Genomic DNA, 22,040 nt, shown 5'->3' with positions numbered 1-22,040 from the left:
CACAGCTTGTCCAGTTGACCAGCTATTTGCGGTACTTCTTCATCTCGTTCCGAGCGATTGAGCGTTTGTGCACCTCATCGGGGCCGTCGGCCAGGCGCAGGGTGCGCATGTGCGCCCACATGCTGGCCAGCGGGAAGTCCTCGGTGACACCGGCGCCGCCGTGGACCTGGATCGCACGATCGATGATCTTCAGCGCCATGACCGGGGCGACGACCTTAATCTCAGCGATCTCGTTCTTCGCGACCTTGTTGCCGTGCTTGTCCATCATGTCCGCCGCATGCAGCGTCAGCAGCCTGGCCTGATCGATCTCGATCCGGGCCTCGGCGATCCAGTCCTGGATGTTCGCACGAGACGACAGCTTCTCACCGAAGGTCACCCGCTCCTCGGCGCGCTTGACCATGAGCTCCAGTGCTCGTTCGGCCGCACCGATCGCACGCATGCAATGGTGGATTCGGCCCGGGCCCAGACGGGCCTGACTGATCGCGAAGCCCTCACCTTCGCCCTTGAGAATGTCGCTGGCGGGGACACGGACATCTTCGAAGGTGATCTCGGCGTGGCCCTCCCGATCGTGGTAACCGAAGACTGGGAGGTTGCGCACCACGGTGACACCGGGGGCATCGATCGGGACGACGAGCATCGACTGCTGACGATGCACCTCGGCGTCGGGCGAGGTTTTGCCCATGACGATGAGCACACGGCAATTGGGGTGCATGCCATTCGAGGCGAACCATTTGCGGCCGTTGAGGACGAAGCCGTCCTCCGTGGGTTCCATGCGCATCTCGACGTTCGTGGCATCGGAGCTGGCAACCGCGGGTTCGGTCATGGCGAATGCCGAGGCGATCTCACCGTTGAGCAGCGGCCCCAGGTACTTCTCCTTGTGCTCAGCGGTGCCGAAGCGAGTGAAGACTTCCATGTTGCCCGTGTCGGGGGCGTTGCAGTTGATGGACTCCGGCGCGATCTCGATGCTGTGGCCGGTGATCTCGGCCAGGGGCGCGTACTCGAGGTTCGTCAGTCCCGGCCCCCACTGGGGATCGGGGTGGAAGAGGTTCCACAGTTCCTGGCTCTTGGCCTCGGCCTTGAGGTCCTCGAGGATCTGCGGCTGCGTGTGCGGGCTGTCTGCCGCCGCCATCTGCTGGGCATAGACGGACTCCGCGGGGTAGACGTAGTCGTCCATGAACTTCGACAGGCGCTCCTGGTAGTCGCGGCCGCGTTCAGTCGTTTCCAGCATGTGTGGTCTCCTCTTTGAGTCGGTTGGCTTCGTTGAGTCGGTTCTGATAGCGGCTCATGCCTTTGAGCCAGCGGTCGTAGTCGCTGCCCTTCATGCGGTACATGTCGAGCACCTCGGGGTGGGGGAGGATGAGGAACTGCTCTGCTTCGACGGCATCGAGGGCGACGTTCGCGACGGCGGCGGGTGTGAGCACCGTGCCGGCTTCGGTGACTGCTGCCTGTGCCGGCCCATCGGCACCACTGGCGCGCAGCAGATCGGTGTCGACGCCCATCGGCGCGATGACCGAGGCCCGGATTCCATCATCGCGGTAGGTCAGGGACACCCATTCGGCGAACCCGACCGAGGCGTGCTTGGTCACCGAATACGCGGCCGATCCGATCTGTGTGAGCAGGCCCGCCGCCGAGGCGGTCGCGACGAAATATCCTGCCCCGGCCTCCTGCCAGCGGGGGATGAGGGCTTGGGCTGCGCGGATGTGGGCGCGCAGGTTGACGTCGATGATCGCGTCCCAATCGCCGTCGGAATCACCGAGTCCCGCGGGACCGATGATGCCGGCGTTCGCGAAGTACATGTCGACCCCGCCGAGGCGGTCGTCGGTGAAGGCGATGAGATCGTCGATTCCGTCGACCGAGGATACATCGCCCACCCACGCTTGCGCACCGGACCCGAGCACTGCAGCGGTGTCGGTGACCGCGGGGGAGAGATCGGCGAGGACGACTCGAGCACCGCGCGCGATCAATTCGGTCGCCAGCGCCGCACCGATCCCGCCGGCGCCGCCGGTGACGATGACGCGCTTGTCGGCAAGGGGGTTCTTCACACCGCCGCCGGAGACCGTCGTATTGCCGAAGGAAGCCGTCGTGTTGTTCTCAGGTGCGTTCATGACTTCTCCAGAAGGGTCAGAGCCTGGCGAGCGAGGTCTTCGACCCCGGCGCCGGCGGCTTCCGGATCGAGATCGAGGTCTCCCATCTTGCCGGTCACCAGGCGCGTGTAGACACCTTCGCGGATGCACGCGAGCTTCCACATCGCGAAGGCCTCGTAGTAGCCGACGTCGTGGACCTCGTGTCCGCTGACCTCCTTGTAGCGGTCGATGATCTCCTCGGCTTCAGGGAAACCGAGGTCGGGGGTCGGCACCCAGATGCTCGTGTAGTCCGTAGGTACCGTGAGCATCGCGACGAAGTATCCCAGATCGGTGAGCACCTCGCCGACTGCCGTGAGCTCCCAGTCGACGACCGCGTTGACACCGCCGTCGGGGGCGAAGATCATGTTGTTGGGCTTGAAGTCGCCGTGGGCCAGGCCAACGGGGCTGCCGGCCGGATCGGGCATTCTCTGCGCCAGAGCGTCGTGGACCTCATGGATGATGGGGATGTCGCGCATGGAGATCTCTTCTACCTGCCCGAGCCAGCGTCGCAGCTGCCGTTCGATGAGACCGCCGTTTCGGCGCAGATCCCCGAGGCCGACCTCGTCGATGTCGACGCGATGGATCGCCGCCAGCGTATCGACCATGCCGAACGCGCACGCCCGCTTGTCGTCGGTTCCCGGTCCAGCAGGTATCCGCGCCCAATCGGAGGGTTCATTGATGGCGAACCCGGGGCAGTGCTCCATGAAGACGAAGGGCACGTCGAGGACCTCAGGGTCGTCGACGATGTCGATGACGTGGGGGACGGGCACAGGGCTGTCAGACAGCGCTGCCATGATCCGACCCTCACGGGAGACATTGTGGGCACTTCCACCGGAGTGACCGAGCGGTGGCCGTCGGAGCACCCAGCGCGGGAGTCCGTCCACGGTGATCGTGAAAGTGAGATTTGAGCGTCCGATGGACATGACTTCGACGCCGAAGTCCGTGACTCCGAACCGGTCCTCAATCCATCGCCCGATGGTTGAGGGATCGAATCCTGCAGGTGCTGTGGTCAACGTCGACCCTCCCGAGTGAACAATCGTTCAGTTTCAATCACAGTATTCAACCCAGGCGTGGGAGTCAAGCTGAAATCGTGATGCCGGTCACCAGTGAATGTGATAGTGATGAGTGGGTCATCCCACGCTTCTTTCATCCACAGTGAGGAAATCATGAGAGCCATTCGCGTTGCCACCCTGACCGGACCAGACGATGTTGAGCTTGCGGAAGTCGACCGGCCGACTCCGGGGCACGGCGAGGTCCTCGTCGAGGTCGCCTATGCCGGCGTGACGTTCCCCGAACTGCTCCAGACCAGGGGCATGTACCAGGTTAAGCATGACCTGCCCTTCGTCCTCGGGTCGGAAGCAGCCGGCATCGTCGCCGAGGCGGGCCCTGGGTCCCGGTTCTCCGTAGGTGACCGTGTGGCTGCGATTCCAGGCAAAGGCTCGTTCGCGGAGTTCATGGTCGTCTCCGACGAGCAGACAGTGCCCGTGCCTGATGGCATCAGCCTGGCCCACGCTGCCGGAATGCCGATGAACGTGCTCACCGCGGACTTCGCGCTGCGCTTGAGGGCGCAGGCGAAGGCCGGACAGTCCATCCTCGTCCATGGCGCAGCCGGGGGACTCGGATCGGCGGCGGTGCAGATGGCGCTGGCCATCGGCCTCGAGGTCATCGGCGTGGTCTCGACCGAGGCCAAGGCCCAGACGGTGCGCGAGCTCGGCGCTACACATGTGGTCATGGCAGAGGGCTTCAAGGACGCGACCAAGGAGATCTGCCCGAACGGAGTCGACTATGTCTTCGACCCGGTCGGCGGGGACCGCTTCACGGACTCGACCCGAGTCCTCGCGCCCTACGGCCGACTTCTCGTCCTCGGGTTCACCGCCGGTGAGATCCCCTCGGTCAAGGTCAACCGTCTGCTGCTGAAGAACATCTCCGTCGACGGTGTGGCCTGGGGTGCCGCGACCCGCGAGCGGCCCGGCTACATCGCCGAACAGTGGGACGCGATCGCTGACTATGTGGCTGCGGGTAAGCTCAATCCCGCGATCCACGGCACCTACCCGCTCAGCGACGCTGCGACCGCGATCGGCGAACTCGACTCACGCAGCGTCCAGGGAAAGGTCCTCCTCGAAGTCAAAGGCGAATGACTACTTCCTGCGGTAGCGCTTGGCGATATCGCGGCCGACGAGTTCCTTCATCACCTCGTTCGATCCGCCGAATATCGCCTGGACGCGGCTGTCCTTGAACGCTCGGGTGATCGGGTATTCGAGCATGTAGCCATAGCCGCCGAAGAGCTGCAGACACCGGTTGATGACCTCGATCTCGAGATCAGACCCGAGGTACTTCGCCTTGGCCGCATCGACGGGAGACAGTTCTCCGGCGTTGAGGGCCAGGGCGCAGCGGTCGACGAATGCTTCGAGGGCATCGACGCGGGTCTCGAGCTCGGCGAGCTCGAAGCGCGTGTTCTGGAAGTCACCGATCGTCTGCCCGAAGGCCGGTCTGGTGAAGACGTACTCGCCTGTCCATGCAAGTGCTGCCCTGGCACCCGCCAACGTCCCGGATCCGATGAGCATGCGTTCGGTCGGCAGATTGACCATGAGGTGGATGAACCCCTGGTCGAGCTCGCCGAGGAGGGCATCGGCGGGCACGCGCACATCGGAGAACGACAGCTCCGAGGTGTCCTGGGCATCCATGCCCAGCTTCTTGAGCTTGCGTCCTCGTTCGAAGCCCGGTGTGCCGTCATCGACGATGAACAGGGACGTGCCCTGGGACGGTTTAGCATCGGGATTTGTGCGTGCGACGACGATGACGAAATCGCAGTGATAGCCGTTGGTGATGAAGGTCTTCGCACCGTTGATCACCCAGTCGTCGCCGTCGCGTACGGCCTTGGTCGTGATGCCCTGGAGGTCTGAGCCGGCATTCGGTTCGGTCATGGCGATCGCACTGATCGAATCGCCCGAGGCCAGGCCCGGCAGGTACTTCTCCTTCTGAGCCTGAGTGCCGAAGGCCAGAAGATAGCCGGGAACGATGCCGTCGGACACGCCCCATCCGCTCGTGGTCCCGCCGACACCTCGGCGGGCGATCTCTTCGCTGCGGACCATCTCGAACCGGAAGTCATCGACCCCGGCCCCGCCGAATTCCTCGGGGATGGTCAGGCCGATGACGCCCGCCTCGGCGGCCTTCTTCCACATCGATCTGTCGACGAGATGGTCTTCCTCCCAGGCCTCGACATGGGGTACTACCTCACGGTCGAGGAAGGTTGCGACGGTGCCGCGGAAGGCTTCGTGGTCCTCGTTGTACAGGTTTCTCTTCACAGGTGGTGTCCTCTTCGTCGATCGGGTTCAGGCAGTTTCAGAGCAGTTCGAGGATGGTGGCGTTGGCCTGTCCGCCGCCCTCGCACATCGACTGCAGGCCGTAGCGGATTCCCTGCTGCTGCATGTGGTGGATCATCGTCGTCATCAGCCTTGCACCCGAGCCGCCGAGGGGATGGCCCAGTGCGATGGCCCCGCCGTTGGGGTTGAGGCGGTTGATGTCGGCGCCGGTCTCCTGCAGCCAGGCCAGGGGCACCGAAGCGAAGGCTTCGTTGATCTCGAAGACTCCGATGTCGTCGACGGAGAGCCCGGATCTCTTCAGCGCCTTCGCGGTCGCGGGAATGGGGCCGGTGAGCATGATGACGGGATCGGCGCCGGCGAGGACGGCTGTGTGCACCTTCGCAATCGGAGTCAGGCCAAGTTCCTTGGCCTTGGCCGAGGTCATCATCAGCAGGGCTGCCGAACCATCAGAGATCTGAGAGGCGTTGCCGGCAGTGACGACGCCGTCCTGTTTGAACACGGTATCGAGACCGGCCAGCGTGTCCACACTGGTGCCGCGGCGGATGCCCTCGTCGGTTCTGACCTCTCCGGCGTGCGTGGGGACGGGGATGATCTGTGAGTCGAAGTGACCGGCATCGGTGGCTGCGGCTGCGAGTTCGTGGGAGCGCACGGCGAGTTCGTCGAGCTGGGTGCGGCTGAGCTTCCACTGTTCGGCGATCATCTCAGCGCCGATGCCCTGGTTCGGCTTGACGTTGTCAAAGCGGGCGTTGAACTTCTCACCGTATGGGGACGCGCCGGCGGCAGATGAGCCCATGGGTACGCGGGACATGGACTCGACGCCGCCTGCGACGACGACATCGTAGTGACCGGCGATGAGCCCGGCCGCAGCGAAGTGCACGGCCTGCTGCGAGGAGCCGCATTGCCGGTCGACGGTGACGCCGGGCACCGACTCGGGGAGCCCGGCGGATAGGGCGACGGTGCGTGCGATGTCACCGGTCTGTTCGCCGGACTGGGATACGCATCCGAAGATGACGTCGTCGATGGCTGCCGGATCGATTCCGGTCTGGGCAACGACGTCGGCCACGGCGGTGGCGCCCAGGTCGGCCGGGTGGATGCCCGCGAGCATGCCCTTGCGCTTTCCTGTCGGTGTGCGCCGTGCGGCGACGATGACTGCGTCGTTCATCTGTGCTCCTCTGTGACGGTGACTGTGCGGTGCCGACTTCCGTGCCGGTTCCTATGCCGGAATCTGCGCCGGCTTCTGCGCCGAGTGGCGAAGAAATCCGGCGTGAAGAATGTGACCCAGATAACTGATTGTGCGTTAAGATTTTCACGAAGACGAGAAACAGTCAAGACGGACCGTAAGTTCGCCAGGTAGTGGTTTCGGCGAATGCAGAGGAGTCATCAGATGGAGATTCGCGACCAGGTTGCTCTCATCACCGGCGGAGCCTCGGGGCTCGGCCTGGCCACGGCGAAGCGACTGCTGGCGGCCGGGGGCAAAGTGCTAATCGTCGACCTGCCGAGCTCACGCGGGGACGATGCGGCCGCCGAGCTCGGCGAGAACGCCAGCTTCTTCGCGGCCGACGTCACCAGCGAGGAGCAGGTACAGGCCGCCGTCGATGCCGCTGCTGCGATGGGTCCGCTGCGCGTTGTCGTCAACTGTGCGGGCATCGGCGGTGCGGCTCGTGTCTCCGGCCGCAAGGGGCCGTTCCCACTCGACATGTTCGCCAAGGTCGTCAGCGTCAACCTCATCGGCACCTTCAACGTTCTGCGCCTCGGTGCGGCGGCTATGCAGGCGATCGACGCGATCGGTGAGGAGCGCGGCGTCATCATCAACACCGCTTCGGCGGCGGCATACGACGGACAGATCGGTCAGGCCGCCTATTCGGCGTCTAAGGGCGGCATCGTCGGAATGACTCTGCCGGTCGCCCGCGATCTGGCCAGCAGCAAGATCCGGGTGATGACCATCGCTCCCGGCACGTTCAAGACACCGCTCATGCAAGGGGCCTCCGAGGAGACGCTGGCGAGCCTGGGGGAGCAGGTGCCCCATCCTTCCCGCCTCGGCGAGCCCGATGAGTACGCCTCACTGGCTGAGCACATCGTGTCCAACCCGATGCTCAATGGGGAGGTCATCAGGCTCGACGGTGCGATCCGGATGGCCCCGAAGTGACTGTGAACCAGCCTGAAGCAGCTGGCGCCGGAGGCGGACAGTCCGACCGTGTGGGTCAGGCGGATCGGACCGCGCGGTCGAAGGAACTCATCCTCGACGCGACGATCGAATGCCTTCTCGCCGAAGGCTATTCGGCGACGACAACGATGAAGGTCCAGGCCAAGGCCGGAGTGACCCGGGGCAGGCTTCTGCACCATTTTCCGTCGAAGCGAGAGTTGCTCACGGCTGCGGTCACCCGCCTCGGGCAGCAGCGTCTGAACCGGAATCTCGAAAGCCGCACCGACGACTTCAGTCGGTCCCTGGCCAGACAGCGTCCGCCCGCCGGCGAGGTGGGGCCGCGCTCCGACTGGGCCGTGACGACCCTGTGGGCGGGGCTGATGCACTCGAGCTTCTTCACCGCACTCGAGCTGTGGATCGCCTCGCGGACCGACGATGCGCTCGCTGACAAGGTCAGAGCACACGAGAAGAGCGTGTTCGAGAGAGTGCGGGAGAACGCCCGCGAGCTGTTCGGCCCGGTCATCGCAACTCACACAACGTACGACCACATGTTCTCCGTGCTCTTCTCGAGCATGCGAGGGATGGCCGTGACCTACACGTTCTCCCACCTCGACCCCCAAACCGAACCGATGATCGCAACCTGGCAGCAGATCGCACGGTCCCTCCTGACCGATGCACCTGCCGAGGGCCGAGCCTGAACCGACCCGATGACCACCGACGTCGACGATGACAAGGGAGTGACATGTATCCAGGAAAATGGGCCGCGAAGAACCCCGACAAACCCGCGCTCATCATGGCTGACACGGAGGCGGTGCTCACCTTCGGCGAACTCGAGGACCGGTCTCTGCGACTGGCCAACCACCTGCGCTCGATAGGTTTGGAGAAGGGCGATCACATTGCGGTCATGGCAGAGAACCGGTTCGAGATCATCGAGGCCCTGTGGGCGGCACTGCGCACAGGCGCGATCATCACGGTCGTCAATTCTCACCTGACTGCAGCGGAATCGGCCTACATCGTCGATGACTGCGATGCTCGAGTTCTCCTCCTGTCAACTCAGCTGGAGAAATCGAGCGAGGTCGCCGCCGGGTGCCGGCAGGTCGAGAACCGGATCCGCATCGATGCCGTGTCCGACGGTGAGGCGGGGGAGGTCTTCTCCGGCTGGGATGAGTATGAAGCGGTGCTCGCGGCCGCCTCGGCGCTCAGGCCCGAGGTCGAGCCTCGCGGTGACGACATGCTCTACTCCTCTGGCACGACCGGACGACCGAAGGGCATCCTGCCCGGAGCCACCGATCTGCTCATCGAGGATGAAGACGTTCCGCTCATCAGTTTGTTCCGCACCCTCTATGGATTCGACGATGAGACGGTCTACCTCTCGCCCGCGCCTCTCTACCACGCGGCACCTCTGCGATTCGTGATGACGACGCACTCACAGGGCGGCACCGTCGTCGTCATGCCCCGCTTCGACGCCGAGGAGGCTCTGGGCCTGATTGAGAAGCACCGTGCCACGCACTCGCAGTGGGTACCCACGATGTTCATCCGGATGCTCAAACTGCCCGGCGAGGTGCGACGCTCCTTCGACGTCTCCAGTCTCCAGGTCGCCATCCACGCCGCCGCACCCTGCCCGCCCGAGGTCAAACGGGCCATGATCGAGTGGTGGGGCCCAGTGATCTATGAGTACTATGCCGCGACCGAGAGCAACGGCTTGACCATCATAGACAGCCAGCAGGCGCTGGAGAGACCGGGCTCGGTCGGCCGTGACGGAGTCAAGGGCATCGTCCACATCTGCGGACCCGACGGTGAGGAACTGCCGCCCGGGGAGATCGGAGTCATCTACTTCGAAGCCACGGCGGCACTGTTCGAGTACTACAAGGACCCGGCGAAGACCGCAGCCTCCAGGCACCCGGATCATCCGGACACGTGGGCGACGACAGGGGACATGGGCTACCTCGACGAGGACAGGTTCCTCTACATCGCTGAACGTGCCACGGGTCTCATCATCGTCGGAGGAGTCAACATCTACCCGCAGGAGATCGAGAATGCGCTCGCCCTGCGGCCCCAGATCGCCGATGTGGCTGTGGTGGGTAGGGCCGATGACGAACTGGGCCAGGCTCCCGTCGCATTTGTACAGTTGGCCGATGGCGTCGCCGAGGCGGGGCAGGCCGAAGAGATCCGCAGCTGGCTCGTCGATCGGCTGGCCCGGTTCAAGATTCCCCGCGAGTTCTACTTCGTCCCGGAACTGCCGCGAACTCCGACCGGGAAGCTGGTCAAGCGCAAGCTGCCGGATCCTGCGACACTGGCGGACTCTGCGACGATGGCAGGGTAGCCGGTGCCGATGCCAGGGCGAACCGCACTCGGATGGGAGAGCAGTCGGCGATGCGAGCAGACGGTCGTTTTCAGTCGCCGTAGACCTGGTCGAAGGCGCTCATATCACCGACAATGACGAGTTTCGTCGTCGCCCGTGACATTCCGACGTAGAGCATGTCCAATGTCCGGTCGGGGTCGCGGAAGCCGTTGATGCACAGCACCACGACGGGGCGTTCGAGACCTTTGAAGCCGAGGACGTGTCCGTAGAAGATGTCATCGGCGGCGAAGAACTGATCCCAATAGGCAGAGGTGCCTTCGGTCTCGACGATCTCTCGTTGGACCGGGTGTCTGCTGCCGGTTGTCAGCAGTGCGATGTCGCCGGGATTCCAGCCGGCGTCCATGAGGGATTCGACCTGGGAGTCCGCCTCGGCGAGAGCATCGTCGATGTCGACCTCACTCCACTCGATCTCCTCACCGGGCCCATTGCGGGGAATGGGCTGTTCGAGGGCGAGATCGGCGAAGCCGGCGACGATCTGTTCGGAGTTGCGCAGATTCTCATCGAGTTGGATCGGGTTCATCGTGATCGGTGATTCGCCCTCACGGCCGAAGATCCGCTGCCGTTCATCGGTGAAGACGTAGAGTGTCCCGTCGACTTGATTGCGCAGGCACGATTGGACTGCCTCCCACCACAGGAGGCTGAAGTCCTGGCCCTCGTCGATGACGATCGCGTCGAAGAGCTTCTTCCGCGGACGCTCGTCTGCGAGATCTTTGAGCTGCAGCGGCAGGCGGCGCTCCCAGTAGTCGGAATCGTCATCGCTGCCGGGCGCCGCTCCCCACGAGATCGGCAGATCATGGAACAGGCCCACGTAGGCGGGGCGATCCTCTTCGGGCCATTGGGCGGTGAAGAGCTGGAGGAACCGGCCCAGGCCGCGGGAATAGCACATGAGGGCGACCCGTTTGCCTTCGCGAGTGAGCGACTGGGCCTTGAGCAGCGCCAGGTAGGTCTTGCCCGAGCCCGCACCGCCGCTGATCTCGGCCCGGTTCTGATGGCGCAGAATGCTGATGAGCTTCGCCTGTTCCCGGCTGAGCTCATCGGCGCGGTCGGAGATCTCCGTGGCCCTGAGACTGACGTTCTCCACCGCTTGATTCGTCCGACGTAGGTTCTTGAGGACGAATTCGTGCGGAGTGGAGATATTGTCGCGCTCAGGGTTGAAGTCGTATCTCAGCTGGATGGAGATGACATCGGCGATCGACCCGAGCTGCGTGGAGTCGACGATCTGGCGCCGAGGTGCGTCCGGTTGGTCCCAGTCCTCGGGCAGCTGCGTGTAGGGCAGCACCGCAAGATGGCTGATGGGCCCGGGCAACGTTGAGACCCGGGTCCGCAGATAGTCGACGAGGGTGTGCTTGGCGACCATCGCCTGCTCGAGCGGGGAGACCTTGAGTCGATTGCGATGACCCTGAGAATCCTGCGTGATCCAACGCCCGTCATCGACGCCGACCCGACCACCCTTGACCTCGATGACGGTGATGCCGAAACCAGGCCAGAGCACCAGGATGTCGATCTCGACGTCCTTGTCGTCCCCGGTCAGGCGCTGGCCGTGAACCATCGTCGTGTCGTCGGGAAGCTGCTCGCACAGAGCATTCCACACTGCCGCCTCGGCGGTGGAGCCATTGAAATCAGGCTGCTGCGGGATCAACGTGACCATAGCCCGAGACTAGCCGAGGATAGGACTATTTCTCAGCAAGCACGGACTCTTCCGAAGGAACGTCTTCGTCGATTCTGACCGGAGTATGCTCGCCCCCGAGGTTCCAGAACCGGGTGACGAAGAAGCAGACGACTCCGAGGGCAACGCCGATGACCGAGAATGCCAGCTCGGGTGCAAAGGTCAGCAATCCGGCCACAATGAGGAGGGCTCGCATCATCCAGTTGGGCCTGCGTCCGACGATGACCAGCCAACCTTCGAAGGCACATCCGAGGAAGAATACCCCGACGATGGCGAAGACGAAGGTGATGAGGACTTCGGGCACCGGTGCTTGTGCGACGAGGGCAGGATTGAGCGCGAAGGCGAACGGGACCACATATTTCACGGCGCCCAAGCGCATCGCGACCAGGGAAGTCTGCATCGGTGGAGTTCTCGCGATGTTCGCCGCAGCAAAGGACGCGAGGGCAACAGGGGGAGTGATGTAGGAAACCGTTGCCCAGTAGATGACGAAGAGATGACCGGCGATCGGATTGACTCCCAGCTCCACGAGAGCCGGAGCCATGACGATGGCCAGGAAGACATAGACCGCGGAGACCGTCATGCCCATGCCCAGGACAAACGACGTGATGGCTGCGGCGATGAGGACAAGAATGAGGTTGCCGGAGAATGCATTGACGAGTTCGCGAGCCAGCGACAAGCTCACTCCGGTCATCGACAGGCCCCCGACGATCAATCCGACACCGGCGATGATGCCGAGGATCTCGGCAATCGTCTTGCCCGAGCTGTAGAGGAACTCTCCGAATCCTTTGAGGCCCATGCGGTACTTCTTGGACAGGACTGCCACGACGAGAAGGAATCCAACGATCCAGTAGGGAGCCTGGCTCTCATTCTTCTGGATCACAAGGAGGAGGACCAGGCCGAAGAGAGCCGCGAGATAAGCCCAACCGAATACAACGACCTTGCCGACGTTGGGCAGAAGATTCTTCGCAACGCCTTTCAAGCCCGACTTGGCAGAATAGGCGTCAGCCTGAACGAAGATTCCGATGTAGTACAGAAGAGCCGGGATGACAGCGGCCAGCGCAATCTGTCCGTATGGGACGCCGACGAAGGACACCATCAGGAAGGCGGCGGTGCCCATGATCGGCGGCATGATCGTACCGCCGGTGGCAGCCGTCGCTTCGATGCCCGCCGCGTAGCGTCCGGTGAAGCCCGCCTTCTTCATCGCTGGAATAGTCATCGGACCAGTGGTGAGCACGTTGGAGACGGCGGACCCACTCATCATCCCCATGAATGCTGAAGAGATGACTGAGACTTTGGCGGAGCCCCCGCGGAAACGGCCGAACAGACCCATCGCCAGATCGTAGAAGAACGTTGCCCCGCCGGAGTGCTGAAGTGCGACTCCGAAGAGCAGGAAGCCGACGAGAATAGTCGCACCGGTCTGGAGAGGCAGTCCCAGGATGGAGTCCACACCCATGGCATGGATCTGTGCTGCAGTTTTGATGTCGAAGGGGATTCCCTGCAGGAATGGGATCGGAATGTAGGCAGTGAATATCGGATACAGGGAGAAGACCAGGGCGATGATCGTGACGACGAGGCCCGCCGTGCGGCGCAGTGCTTCGAGCACCACGATCCAGAACACGAATGACAGCGCTGAGGCAGTGGGCACCGGTGCGTAGTCCCATCCCAAGGTCACGATATTTTCTGCGTTGACGCAGAAGTAGGCGCACGTGGCCAAGGTGATGAGGGCCAACGCGATGTCGTAGATGGGGACCGGCCTGTCATTCTGGGACTTCTTCGCAGGGAAGACGATGAAGACGATGGGAAGGAACGCGGCGAGGACGGCGTACATGTACGCGTTCTTCAGCAGGGAGATTCCGCCCGGGTTCCAGAAGAACGCCTGATTCATCGCAATGAGCACGCCGATCACGGTGAGCGTGATGACGGTGGCTTTCCAGAAAGGGGTGATTCGGACGTTCATTGTCGTTCCTCAACTGATTCGCGGCCTGGGCACTGGCGGTGTCGTGGTGCTGCGTCTGATCCGTCGGCGCGAACGTCTGCACTTCTTCCTTGAAAGCTGCGGACGTGCCCGGACGAATAGTGTGGTGTGTTGCATATATTACTTGAATGACAATAATCTAGGTTCATATATTCTGCAATATGTCAGCGGGACGTCCGTGTCTGATTTCTGAGACTTCGCTCGTGCCACTGAGAACGACACCGTGATCCATGCCGATGTGGAAGGCCGAACAATGAAGTTTCGCGCATTACTCGCAATTCTCTTAGCTCTTACGCTGGCACTGAGCGCCTGCACCCCGCCGACAAAGAAGGTGAACGGGATCCGCGACCCGTTGGTATTCGCCACCTATGGCACCGGAACGTCGACCTATGCGGACTTGGCCGCAGTGACGGATGCGGTGTCGACAGATACCGACGCGCGACTGCGAATCATCACCTCCGACACAGCGATCGGCCGACTGGCCCCGATGAAGGCCGGGATCGCCCAGATGGGCAGGCTCGGTGATGAGTACATCTTCGGGTTCGAGGGGCAGAACGAGTTCGCCAGCGAGAACTGGGGGCCACAGGACCTGCGGGTCGTCTGGGCGCCGCTGTCGCCGCACTCGCTGCTCACGCGCAAGGCCGACGGGATCAAGACCCCCGCCGATCTCAAGGGCAAGAAGATCCCCAACGTGACCGCAAACCCATCAGTGAACGGAAAGATCGAAGCCTACCTTGCCTATGCGGGGCTGACCCTGGACGATGTGGAGCTGGTCGACGTCGCCTATTCGGAGCAGCCGGCGGCGCTAGAATCAGGCCAGATCGATGCTCTCTATCAGCAGGTCTATGGTTCTTCGCTCTTCGAGCTCGAGTCGAAGTTCGACGTCAGTTGGATTGAACTCGATCCCAAAGACAAAAAGGGAATCGCACGGGTGCACGAGCTGGCACCGCAGCTCAACATCCTGCCGTTCGAAGATGCGCCAGGTCAAGAGGAGGGTACCAGCACACACGGATTCGTCTACACCTTGCCGATTTCCACCTATGCGGATGCTTCGGAGGACGAGGTGAAGAAGCTGGTGAGCTCGATGGCATCGACATTCCCGAAGTACAAAGCGTCAACGCTCAATACGCCGAGGTGGAAGCCCGATGATGTTGAGACCATGCCTCGAGTCATTCCTTTCCACCCGGGCACTATCGCGTGGCTCAAGGAGAACGGTCAGTGGACGGACGAAGCGCAGAAGCGCAATGACGAACTGATCGAGCGAGGCGAGAAGCTTCGCGCGGAATGGAAGAAGTTCATGGACACCAAACCGAATAAGGACGACATTCCCAAGAAGTGGGGCGAGTGGAAGGTCTCGGCTGACCTGTAAGAGGCGAGGCTCAACAAGGTCTAGAATTTGAGGTCACCAGTCGGCCAGGCGCACCGCAACATGCGTCATTGTGGGGAAACGCTTTCGTCCGAGACAGCGAGTACGAACGGCGTGGAAGGTGAAAAGTGGAAGTTCAACAGGCGCGTGTGTTCATGGCTCTCGCAGAGGAGCTGCATTTCGGCCGGGCTGCGGAACGACTGGGGATGGGGCAGTCGTTGTTGAGTCGGACGATTCGGCAACTCGAGGAAGAGCTCGGCGCCACCCTGTTCCAGCGGACTACTCGAAACGTGCGCCTGGCTCCGGCAGGGTCGGCACTTTTCGAACCAGCCCGACAGATGATCGGTCTGCAGCGAGTGGCGGTCGATTCGGTGAAGCGCGCGGCGGCTGGAGAGGTCGGGCAATTGAGTTTCGGATTTGCACGCGCGTCCTCGCGTGGCATGGCGGCCTCATTGGTGGCGGCGGCATACGAAGACCATCCCGGCATCACGTTCGCCATTGAGTCCAATGTCTTCGCCGACGAAGGACTGACCCGGTTGGCTGATGGGAGCCTCGATCTTGCGCTTGTGAGGTGGACCCGGCAACCGCCGACCATCACCGGGCGGCCCGTGCTGATCGAACGCCCCGTCGTCACCCTGCCTGACTCGCACCGTCTCGCCCGGAGGAAACTCATTCGCGTCGATGAACTGGCAGATGAAGACCTGCTCTCTCTCCCAGCGAACCCGAACTCGACTCTTCGCGAGACGACAATCCGACTGTGCTATAACGCAGGCTTCTCGCCTCGGGTGATTCTCGAGCTTCCCGACGCTCAGACGATCTCTGCCCTGATCGCAGCGGGCATGGGAATCACCATCACCTTTGACTCGGTCGCGGCAACCATGCGTGAGCCCGGCACGGTGACGGTTCCACTCGACGTTACGGACGAGTCGTCGGTGGTCTATCTTGCACACCTGCGGACTCATGGAAGCGCATCGTTGTCTGCCGTGTTGGCAATTGCAGAGACCGTCCTGCCGACGGTGGGCAGCACCAGTGAATGATTTTGGCTGAGTAGTCTGCTGACGTGGCCAAGGACAGAACTCGACTCTCACTTCGATTCTTCGACGAGTTCCTGTTCTTCGAAGACGACATCGGCGCCCTCTTCGGGAAGACCAGAGCCGCGCAGCGACGCGCCCTTCGTCTCCTTCATGAAGATGGTTGCGATGAAGCCGATGACACACGCACCCATCACAAAGTAGGCAGGCACGATCGTGTTCCCTGTGGCCCCGATGATCGCTTCATTGGCTGAGGGCGCGGTGCCGCCGAAGATCGCGGTCGAGACGTTGTAGGAGATCGCGAAGCCGGCGAAACGCACCGGGCCGGGGAACATCGCAGGGAATGTCGCCGAGATCGTCGAGATCTGCGGAATGTAGAGGATGCCGAGAACGGCCAGGCCGATGAGTGCCCAGACGAAGCCGTTGGCCATGAGCATGAACATCGGAATGGCTGCAACGAACAGTCCGATGAGAGAGAAGTACCAGACCGGTTTGCGTCCGACCTTGTCCGAGAGTATTCCGCCGAACGGAATGAGGACCATCATGAACGCCTGGGCCAGGAACATCACCGTCAGCGCGGAGTTCGAGTCCATGCCGACCGGATCCTGCAGGTAGGCGGGCATATAGGACAGCAGTGTGTAGTTGACGACGTTGACCGCGACGACCATGCCGCCGAGGATGAGCAGCTGCTTCCAGTAGTCGGTGAAGAGAATGCGGAAGACCTCCTTGACCGACTTGCCCTGGTCGTTGTCGTCGAGTTCCTCATAGACAGGGGATTCGTCGAGCTTGGTCCTCATGTAGAGACCGACCACGCCGAGGACGCCGGCGAAGACGAATGGAATCCTCCAGCCCCAATCCATCATGGTCTCTTCACCGAGACCCAGCTGCAGCAGCAGAACGAAGAGCGAACCGGCGGCCATGCCGGCCAGGGTGCCGAATTCGAGGAAGCTGCCGAAGAATCCGCGGCGCTTGTCTGGGGCGTATTCGGCCATGAACGTCGCGGCACCGCCGTACTCTCCGCCCGAGGAGAAGCCCTGAACGACGCGGAGGAGGACGAGGATGATCGGTGCGGCGACACCGATGGTGGCATAGCTCGGCAGGAAGGCGATGAGGAATGTCGATCCGGCCATGAGCAGAATCGTCAGCGCAAGCACTGCCTTGCGTCCGAGGCGATCACCCATCGGTCCCCAGACGATGCCGCCGAGCGGGCGGAAGATGAAGGAGACAGCGAAGGTCAGCAGCGCCAGGAGTTGGCCGTGGCTGCCGGGGAAGAAGTGCTGAGTGATGTAGGTGATCGAGACCGCATACAAGCCGTAGTCGAACCACTCGGTGGCATTGCCGACCGCCGAGGCGGCGACGGCTTTGCGGACCGTCTTGAGGTCCGGCTCGTGTGGGGTCGCGGGGATGGTGGCCTCGGGATGCGTGTTGGAGTTACTCACGTGTTCCTCCGATCGTGTGGAGCCAACATTGTGATGGCCCTCATGAGAGAAGCGACTATGTACGCTACGAGCATCTGCTGAGCGAATCAAAGCGAAAATGCTGTCAAGCCAACGGCGTGTCTGCAGGCACTCTCAAAAGTTATGACGCCCTGACCAGCGGGTATGTAAAAAATAAGTGAAATCTGATTGCACGTTGAGGTTCACATGGAATTCGAAAGATATCGTTACCTCCCGACGGTTGACAGAAAATCGCTTTGGTGACGGACTTCGGTTGGGGGGTGAGTTGAGAGTAGTGTACGCACTCCGTCGGCGTCCGCGAATCCAGACAGCTCTTTGAAGCCCTGGGACTCGACCCACGACCTCACTGACTACGCACGCTTCACCGTGTTCACCGGCACGACCGGGAAACCAACGACCTCTACTTCGATTGGGATCGAGTGCGCGGCATCACCGAGGATGGTGCCATGCTCGTACGCCCTTCGTCGTCACCGTCGGAGGCGGTTCAGCGACAGGACTGGGCAAAGCGGTGGCACTGGAGACGAAGGTCCAGATCATCGCCGTGCCGACCACGTTCTCCGGTTCGGAAGCGACGAACGTGTGGGGCCGGACCGAGAACGCCCGCAAAAGGACCGGCATCGACGATACGGTTCTGCCGGCGACAGTCGTCTACGACGCCGAACTCATCCGTGACCTGCCCGGCGACCTCGCCGTTGCCTCCGGGCTCAACGCACTGGCACACTGCATCGACTCGCTCTGGGGCCCCCGAGTCGACCCGATCAACCAGGCACTTGCCGTCGAAGGGATTCAGGCGCTGAACGAGGGGCTGCCGTCGGTGCGGGCAGACTCGACGGACTTCGACGGACTCGAACGCACCCTCTACGGCGCCTATCTCGCTGCGGTGGCGTTCGCCTCGGCGGGGTCGGGGATGCATCACAAGATTGCCCATGTGCTCGGCGGAACCTTCAACCTGCCGCACGCGCAGACGCACGCCATAATCCTGCCCTACGTCCTAGCCTTCAACGCTCCGGCCGCCGGAGACGCAGAGCAGCGCATGGCCGCAGCCTTCGGCGCAGCGACTGCACTCGACGGGCTCCAGAGACTTCGCGGCGCTGTCGGCGCACCGACGGCGCTATCGGAATTCGGCTTCTCCGCCGCCGATGTCCCCCACGCAGCCGAACTGTCACTGCAGGCCATTCCCGCGAACAACCCGCGTGCAGTCACCGCCGAAGGGCTGAGTGACCTGCTGACCGCGGCACTCAACGGCAGCGACCCCGCCACCCTGGGCTGAACACCAACCGCTGAGCCGAGCACCGGCCCCAGATCTGAGGCGCCAGGGAGGACGCACCTTGACGATCAGCAATGACACCACAGCAGCCAACGGAGACCAGGTCTCGCCCCAGCTGAAGTGGAGGCGAGACTCATTGGCGCTGTGACGGTTCGTTTCGCTTCTGGGGCCTGACCCCGACGCCGTACTCGATTCCAGATGACGGACCGGTCGGCCAGCTGCATGCCGACACAGGGCGCTCGCCGGTGCGGGCCGGCCACCTGCACCTCATAGTCACCGAACCTCAGATGCGCACCCTTGTCACCCTCATCTTCGTCGAGGGCGATGAGCTGCTGACCGCGGACACCCCCACTCCAGACGGTCGTGACCCGGAGGGCCAGACCTGCTCGCGGGCGCGTTTCGACATTGGGCCAGCACCTGAATGGGCCTGAGTATCCCGGTGCACTGGTGTCGATCTTCGGCATCGGACATGATGAGGATATGACTGATGCAAACAACAGTGCCCACACAGACGCAGCGACGATGAAGGCCATGAGTCAGACCGAATTCGGTGGCCCTGAGGTTCTCCACGAGGTGGAGCTGCCAAAGCCGAAGCCGGGACCCAGCCAGATCCTCATCAAGGTCAAAGCTTCAGGCGTGAACCCCACGGATTGGAAGCACCGCAGCGGCCCCCGCTTCCTCCCCGATCCACCATTCGTCCTCGGCTGGGACGTATCAGGGGTGGTCGAACAAGTGGGTGTCGGAGTGACACTCTTCAAGCCGGGCGATGAGGTCTTCGGGATGTTGCCCTATCCCTTCGGCGTCGGCGCGCACGCCGAATACGCTGTGGGACCGGCACGAGCCTTCGTGCCGAAGCCGGGCACCGTCGACCACGTGCAGGCGGGGGCCATCCCACTCGTGGCGCTGACCGCGTGGCAGTCCCTGGTTGACACTGCGAAGATCGCCCCCGGTGACCGGGTTCTCGTCCATGCCGCTGCCGGCGGAGTGGGGCACGTGGCGGTGCAGATCGCGAAGGCGCGAGGAGCCTACGTGATCGGAACGGCGAGTGCACCGAAGCATGATTTCGTCCGCGGCCTGGGTGCTGACGAGATGATCGACTACCGCGAGGAGGACTTCGTCGAGGCGGCGCGCGACATCGACATCGCCTTTGACACCATCGGCGGTGACTACCAGCTGCGCTCTCTCCGGGCTCTCAGGCCAGGTGGGATCATGGTGTCCACGGTACCTGTCCCGGCCGCAGGGCTCTTCGAGGAGGCCGAAGCCCTGGGAGTCAGGGGTGAGACCATCCTCGTCGAAGCCGACCAGGCAGGCATGCTCGAGATCGCTGCGCTCGTTGCAAGCAGACAGCTGCGGGCAACGATCGCAGCCACGTTCCCGTTGACGGCTGCTGCGAAGGCACATGAAGCAGGTGAGACGAACGCGACGACAGGCAAGCTGGTGCTGACCATGGAGTAGGGATGACCAGGGAGTGAAAGAGGGGGAGGGCCGCGCGAGGATGCTCACCCTTCCTCTTGGCCATGCACCCCAAGCTCGTTGATCCAGATCCACTCCTCAGGCAGGGGCGCCCACGCAGCCACATCACGTCTGGCCTTCGAACTGTCCGCGAGGACAACGACGTGCCTGGCGCGTTCGGCGATGAGCTCCTTCGTCCGTGCTTCGTCGAGAGTCGGTTCGCCGAGTCCCTTGGCAGGATCTACCGCGTCAGCACCGAGGAAGGCGACATCGACGTGGAGTCGGCTGAGCGCATGGTCGCTCAGCGCACCCGTCGTCCCATGGGACATCGTCGAGACCTCACCGCCGACCATGATGACCTTCGGTCCCATGGGGTGGGCAAGCGCCAGCGCAATCTCGAGCCCGCGCGTGATGATGGTGAGATCACGACGATCGCGGATGCGCTCTGCCAAACGCACCGTCGTCGACCCGGCGTCGAGGAAGACCGTGCGTACGGTCCCCTCGCCGAGGTGGTCCATCGCGGCCGCGGCAATGACATCCTTGGCCTCGGCGTTGGCCTCCATCCGCTGTCCCAGCGGAGGTTCGACATAACCGGCGGCAGTGGCCCCGCCGATGGTCCGGATGACCTCGCCGGTCTCCGACATCTCGCGCAGGTCGCGACGGATCGTCGACTCTGAAGTCTCCAGCTCGTCGGCCAGCCGGGAGATTGTCCACGAACCGGTCTTGAGCAGAGACAGGATGTCCTCGCGGCGCTTCTGTGTGCCCGTGCGAATCGCCATGGTGAGAATCCTACTTCGGCAGGTACTGGTTACTTGGGCAGGTATTCGGCGCGGATGCCGTCGACGAACGGTGCGTAACCGATCGCGGCGGTGTAGGCCGAGCGCATGGTGCCGGCATCGGCGATGCCCTGACCGGCGATGTCGAAGGCCGTGCCGTGATCGACCGAGGTGCGCAGGATCGGCAGGCCCACGGTCACGGAGATCGTGCCGTCGAAGTCGAAGGTCTTCGAGGCGATGTGGCCCTGGTCGTGATATTGAGAGAGGATTCCGTCGAAGCGGCCGGACAAACCCTGGTGGAAGACCGAGTCAGCTGGAATCGGACCGGTCACCTCGAGACCGGAGTCGACGACGCGCTCAACGGCGGGTCGCAGGATCTCGATCTCCTCGTCACCGAATGCGCCGTTCTCGCCACCGTGCGGATTGAGCGCGGCGACGGCCAACCTCGGCGAGGCCACACCGTAGAGCTGCAGGGCCCGGTGGGCGCGTTCGATGGAATCGACCTGTGTGTCGATCGTCAGTGCGTCGATGGCTTTGCGCAACGACATGTGGCGGGTGGCGAAGAAGATCTGGAGCTTGTGCTCGGGAGCCTTCGTGTTTTCGACGACGAACATCGTGTCCTGCTTGGTCACGCCGGTGAGCTCGCCGAGCATCTCCGTGTGGCCCAGGTGCTTCGACCCGGACTTCCATACGGCTTCCTTGTTGATGGGGCCGGTGACGATGCCGGCGATCTCACGATTCATCGCGGCCTTTGTGGCGACCTCGATCGCGGTCACGGCGGCCTGACCTGCGCGAGCATCGACGACGCCCCACTCCGGCAGATCATCGCCGAGCACGCCGATGTCGAAGACGTCGATGACGCCCTGCCCGGCGGTAGGTGTTGACCAATCGGTGATGGTTCTCAGTTCCACGTCGAGTCCCAAGACGTCGACGGCACGTTTCATCACGGCCAGGTCGGCTACCGCGACACCGTGCTGGTCCTCACGGCCGGAGAATTCGGCGAGCACGGTCGCTGTGATCTCGGGGCCGATGCCCACCGGGTCGCCCACGGTCATGGCGAGTACGGGTGCGGTCATGTCAGTCTCCTTATGTGGTTTCA

Annotated in this window: 17 protein-coding genes and 2 pseudogenes; 9 read left to right on the top strand and 10 right to left on the bottom strand. The window is 63.0% G+C overall.

Going from position 1 to position 22,040, the window contains the following annotated elements; translation table 11 throughout:
* Positions 1–22: 22 nt before the first annotated feature.
* The 3 genes from HU144_RS15775 to HU144_RS15765 are packed head-to-tail and all read right to left on the bottom strand — an operon-like array spanning position 23 to position 3,136.
* Positions 23–1,228, bottom strand: a complete 1,206-nt coding sequence (locus HU144_RS15775; RefSeq protein WP_235352131.1) for an acyl-CoA dehydrogenase family protein — start codon at positions 1,226–1,228, stop codon at positions 23–25.
* Positions 1,212–2,105, bottom strand: a complete 894-nt coding sequence (locus HU144_RS15770; RefSeq protein WP_235352130.1) for an SDR family oxidoreductase — start codon at positions 2,103–2,105, stop codon at positions 1,212–1,214. The genes HU144_RS15775 and HU144_RS15770 overlap by 17 nt, the downstream gene beginning before the upstream one ends.
* The gene (locus tag HU144_RS15765; RefSeq protein WP_235352129.1) at positions 2,102–3,136 is read right to left on the bottom strand and encodes a phosphotransferase family protein; all 1,035 of its coding nucleotides are present in this window, start codon (positions 3,134–3,136) and stop codon (positions 2,102–2,104) included. Before HU144_RS15765 ends, HU144_RS15770 begins: the two co-directional genes overlap by 4 nt.
* Before the next feature lie 153 nt (positions 3,137–3,289).
* Between HU144_RS15765 and HU144_RS15760 the strand changes: the two genes are divergently transcribed.
* Entirely contained in the window at positions 3,290–4,261 is a 972-nt protein-coding gene (locus HU144_RS15760) for an NADPH:quinone oxidoreductase family protein (RefSeq protein WP_235352128.1), read from the top strand.
* Here the strand turns inward: HU144_RS15760 and HU144_RS15755 are convergent, their stop codons facing one another.
* A complete protein-coding gene (locus HU144_RS15755) occupies positions 4,262–5,428 on the bottom strand; it encodes an acyl-CoA dehydrogenase family protein (RefSeq protein WP_235352127.1) in 1,167 nt (388 codons plus the stop codon).
* A gap of 37 nt (positions 5,429–5,465) precedes the next feature.
* On the bottom strand, positions 5,466–6,608 hold the full coding sequence (locus tag HU144_RS15750; protein WP_235352126.1) for a thiolase family protein: 1,143 nt from the start codon (positions 6,606–6,608) through the stop codon (positions 5,466–5,468).
* 222 nt (positions 6,609–6,830) lie between these two features.
* Here HU144_RS15750 and HU144_RS15745 point away from each other — a divergent pair, with 222 nt between their 5' ends.
* The 3 genes from HU144_RS15745 to HU144_RS15735 are packed head-to-tail and all read left to right on the top strand — an operon-like array spanning position 6,831 to position 9,912.
* On the top strand, positions 6,831–7,592 hold the full coding sequence (locus tag HU144_RS15745; RefSeq protein WP_235352125.1) for an SDR family NAD(P)-dependent oxidoreductase: 762 nt from the start codon (positions 6,831–6,833) through the stop codon (positions 7,590–7,592).
* Positions 7,589–8,287 (top strand): TetR family transcriptional regulator, encoded by a 699-nt coding sequence (locus tag HU144_RS15740; RefSeq protein WP_235352124.1) that lies wholly within the window; start codon positions 7,589–7,591, stop codon positions 8,285–8,287. Before HU144_RS15745 ends, HU144_RS15740 begins: the two co-directional genes overlap by 4 nt.
* A gap of 44 nt (positions 8,288–8,331) precedes the next feature.
* Positions 8,332–9,912, top strand: coding sequence for an AMP-binding protein (locus tag HU144_RS15735; protein ID WP_235352123.1), 1,581 nt, complete (start codon positions 8,332–8,334; stop codon positions 9,910–9,912).
* 70 nt (positions 9,913–9,982) lie between these two features.
* On the opposite strand, the gene HU144_RS15730 is transcribed toward HU144_RS15735, so the two are convergent.
* On the bottom strand, positions 9,983–11,599 hold the full coding sequence (locus tag HU144_RS15730) for an NERD domain-containing protein (protein ID WP_235352122.1): 1,617 nt from the start codon (positions 11,597–11,599) through the stop codon (positions 9,983–9,985).
* A gap of 25 nt (positions 11,600–11,624) precedes the next feature.
* Complete coding sequence (locus HU144_RS15725) at positions 11,625–13,574, bottom strand: TRAP transporter permease (RefSeq protein WP_235352121.1); 1,950 nt, start codon at positions 13,572–13,574, stop codon at positions 11,625–11,627.
* A 271-nt stretch (positions 13,575–13,845) separates the two neighbouring features.
* Between HU144_RS15725 and HU144_RS15720 the strand changes: the two genes are divergently transcribed.
* Together HU144_RS15720 and HU144_RS15715 are read left to right on the top strand one after the other, a co-directional pair.
* Positions 13,846–14,961, top strand: a complete 1,116-nt coding sequence (locus HU144_RS15720; RefSeq protein WP_235352120.1) for a TAXI family TRAP transporter solute-binding subunit — start codon at positions 13,846–13,848, stop codon at positions 14,959–14,961.
* A gap of 125 nt (positions 14,962–15,086) precedes the next feature.
* The gene (locus HU144_RS15715; RefSeq protein WP_235352119.1) at positions 15,087–15,995 is read left to right on the top strand and encodes a LysR family transcriptional regulator; all 909 of its coding nucleotides are present in this window, start codon (positions 15,087–15,089) and stop codon (positions 15,993–15,995) included.
* A 47-nt stretch (positions 15,996–16,042) separates the two neighbouring features.
* Here the strand turns inward: HU144_RS15715 and HU144_RS15710 are convergent, their stop codons facing one another.
* The gene (locus tag HU144_RS15710; RefSeq protein ID WP_235352118.1) at positions 16,043–17,428 is read right to left on the bottom strand and encodes an MFS transporter; all 1,386 of its coding nucleotides are present in this window, start codon (positions 17,426–17,428) and stop codon (positions 16,043–16,045) included.
* A gap of 481 nt (positions 17,429–17,909) precedes the next feature.
* On the opposite strand from HU144_RS15710, the pseudogene HU144_RS15705 reads away from it, so the two are divergent.
* The 3 genes and pseudogenes from HU144_RS15705 to HU144_RS15695 form a co-directional block, all read left to right on the top strand.
* Positions 17,910–18,716 (top strand): annotated as a pseudogene (locus HU144_RS15705) (maleylacetate reductase); the annotation flags it as partial.
* A 155-nt stretch (positions 18,717–18,871) separates the two neighbouring features.
* Positions 18,872–19,144, top strand: a pseudogene (locus HU144_RS15700) (dioxygenase family protein); the annotation flags it as partial.
* A 49-nt stretch (positions 19,145–19,193) separates the two neighbouring features.
* Positions 19,194–20,168, top strand: a complete 975-nt coding sequence (locus HU144_RS15695; protein WP_235352117.1) for an NADP-dependent oxidoreductase — start codon at positions 19,194–19,196, stop codon at positions 20,166–20,168.
* A 44-nt stretch (positions 20,169–20,212) separates the two neighbouring features.
* Here the strand turns inward: HU144_RS15695 and HU144_RS15690 are convergent, their stop codons facing one another.
* Together HU144_RS15690 and pdxA are read right to left on the bottom strand one after the other, a co-directional pair.
* On the bottom strand, positions 20,213–20,944 hold the full coding sequence (locus HU144_RS15690; RefSeq protein WP_235352116.1) for a DeoR/GlpR family DNA-binding transcription regulator: 732 nt from the start codon (positions 20,942–20,944) through the stop codon (positions 20,213–20,215).
* A gap of 29 nt (positions 20,945–20,973) precedes the next feature.
* Entirely contained in the window at positions 20,974–22,017 is a 1,044-nt protein-coding gene (gene pdxA, locus HU144_RS15685) for a 4-hydroxythreonine-4-phosphate dehydrogenase PdxA (protein WP_235352115.1), read from the bottom strand.
* Positions 22,018–22,040: the final 23 nt, after the last annotated feature.

The sequence above is a fragment of the Brevibacterium sp. UCMA 11752 genome, assembly GCF_021532235.1.
Taxonomy (GTDB): domain Bacteria; phylum Actinomycetota; class Actinomycetes; order Actinomycetales; family Brevibacteriaceae; genus Brevibacterium; species Brevibacterium antiquum.
The sequence above is the reverse complement of the archived record's forward strand: the minus strand, read 5'-3'. Positions and strand labels throughout refer to the sequence as shown.

Bases quoted from the DNA above. Each gene is read 5' to 3' on its own strand.
- HU144_RS15730 (WP_235352122.1), bottom strand. From the start codon at position 11,599: ATGGTCACGTTGATCCCGCAGCAGCCTGATTTCAATGGCTCCACCGCC.
- HU144_RS15735 (WP_235352123.1), top strand. From the start codon at position 8,332: ATGTATCCAGGAAAATGGGCCGCGAAGAACCCCGACAAACCCGCGCTC.
- HU144_RS15770 (WP_235352130.1), bottom strand. From the start codon at position 2,105: ATGAACGCACCTGAGAACAACACGACGGCTTCCTTCGGCAATACGACG.
- HU144_RS15760 (WP_235352128.1), top strand. From the start codon at position 3,290: ATGAGAGCCATTCGCGTTGCCACCCTGACCGGACCAGACGATGTTGAG.
- HU144_RS15720 (WP_235352120.1), top strand. From the start codon at position 13,846: ATGAAGTTTCGCGCATTACTCGCAATTCTCTTAGCTCTTACGCTGGCA.
- HU144_RS15695 (WP_235352117.1), top strand. From the start codon at position 19,194: ATGACTGATGCAAACAACAGTGCCCACACAGACGCAGCGACGATGAAG.
- HU144_RS15690 (WP_235352116.1), bottom strand. From the start codon at position 20,944: ATGGCGATTCGCACGGGCACACAGAAGCGCCGCGAGGACATCCTGTCT.
- HU144_RS15775 (WP_235352131.1), bottom strand. From the start codon at position 1,228: ATGCTGGAAACGACTGAACGCGGCCGCGACTACCAGGAGCGCCTGTCG.
- HU144_RS15725 (WP_235352121.1), bottom strand. From the start codon at position 13,574: ATGAACGTCCGAATCACCCCTTTCTGGAAAGCCACCGTCATCACGCTC.
- pdxA (WP_235352115.1), bottom strand. From the start codon at position 22,017: ATGACCGCACCCGTACTCGCCATGACCGTGGGCGACCCGGTGGGCATC.
- HU144_RS15750 (WP_235352126.1), bottom strand. From the start codon at position 6,608: ATGAACGACGCAGTCATCGTCGCCGCACGGCGCACACCGACAGGAAAG.
- HU144_RS15745 (WP_235352125.1), top strand. From the start codon at position 6,831: ATGGAGATTCGCGACCAGGTTGCTCTCATCACCGGCGGAGCCTCGGGG.